The organism is Christensenella sp., assembly GCF_034927525.1.
In the GTDB taxonomy this organism is placed as follows: Bacteria; Bacillota; Clostridia; order Christensenellales; family Christensenellaceae; genus Christensenella.
In genome coordinates, this window is record NZ_JAYFPU010000007.1 from 1 (window position 1) to 1,637 (window position 1,637).

General features: G+C 29.0%; 2 protein-coding genes. Both read right to left on the reverse strand.

Translation table 11 applies throughout. From position 1 onward, the window contains the following. Positions 1–472, reverse strand: a 472-nt coding sequence (locus VB081_RS00140; RefSeq protein WP_323398839.1) for a hypothetical protein, incomplete at its 3' end; no start/stop codon positions are given. Between the two features lie 77 nt (positions 473–549). Then, positions 550–1,086 carry a hypothetical protein gene (locus VB081_RS00145; protein WP_323398840.1) on the reverse strand — a complete coding sequence of 179 codons (537 nt, stop codon included), beginning with the start codon at positions 1,084–1,086 and terminating at the stop codon, positions 550–552. Positions 1,087–1,637: the final 551 nt, after the last annotated feature.

A 1,637-nucleotide genomic window follows, 5' to 3' on the forward strand; every position in this document is an offset into this window, starting at 1 on the left:
CTTTTTTGATTATTACATCAATATTGAGAGTGTCTTCTAATAATTTATCGCATTGTATTAATGCAGCGTTAAAATATATTTCAGATGAATCCATCCGCCCTATTAACCTGTTTTTTTGTCCATAATATATCAATCTGTCAACATTGAATTTATCCTTACTCAGTGTTCTCTCTTTTAGCAAGAAAGCCTCTTTTTTCTTATTTAGTAATGCTAATATCTGAGCTCTAACGTTTAAATTGTATAACAAATTGCTATTACTGGAATCTAAAGCCATTGCTTTATTATTTAAGACTAAAGCATGATTGAGGAGCATAGAGTCTTGGCTGCTCTGAAAAGTTAAAATTAATTCAATAACAGAGTCGTTCAGAATCTTTAAATCCTTATTGTTCTCATGTTTTTTATCAATACCTGATTGACTACATGCACATATTAATATTGCAATGTAAAATATAACAATATATTTCTGTTTCATTTTTATATATTTTGTTAACTCCTATAAGATGCAACGTCTATGAATCTAGGTAGGTGCGTTATGTTGATCAAGACTACTTAATATAATGTAAAAGGAATACAGTTTGATTCTATAACTCCTTCATATTTTTCGTATTCTTTTAATTTGGGATTCTTTGATTGCATCATTTTAAATTGATTGATGAAATGTTTATTATATGACGATAAATATCTCAGTTTTAGTTCAAATGATTTTCCTAGCAGTTGATATTTCCCAATATATATTTTCCCAATAAATGTTTTATAGTTTCCTGCCGGAAGTAGAATATATGAATACTCTTTGTCTTGAATCTGAGCTTTCTTATATAGGTTCTGTATTGTAATGTTGTTATTACTATCAACAACGAAATAATCTCGGTGCCGCACTATAGCATTGTCAGGCAATTTTTTATTGCTATTAATAATGTAAATACTACATTTTGGATAATTGGATTCTGTTAAAGATTCTAATTTGATATTCAAAGATTGAATATGGTAAAATAGTAAGTTTTTAGCAGTGTTATTAATTAACTTATATTCAAAATATAATGTATCTTTTTTAACAGTAACAGAATCTAATCGAATTTCAACATTCATTTTTATCTCTAAATTGCAATTTTCATTATTCAGGAATGCAATAAATCTACTCTCAGCTTTTATAAAACTATTATCATGCCTATTACAATAGATCTGTTGGCAGATAAACATAGAAATTACAATGACTGGTATTATACGTATTCTCATAAAGTTATATATTTATTAATATTAATGCCATTTATTTTTCGCAATATGCTATAAAGTCAAATCTATCTATACCGCTCAAATATTGCGATGAACTCACTATCTGCAAAGATATAAGTTATTTTGTCTTTTTAATCTTCTCCTTGCAAAACTTTTCATACACCCGGGTGTACCGGTATTATACACCCGGATCTACAGACCGTATACACGGGGGTGTACAAACTGTGTACATCCGGGTGTAGACGAAAATTGCTCACCTGCAAAATAAATCGCAGAAGCATGCTAACTAAAGATCCTATATAGAAAGAATAAATAGCAGAAATATGTAATGAATTACTATCGAAAAAGTTGGTGATACTTGGTGATACTTGGTGAGGCTTTTTTTAAGGCAAGTATCACACACAATA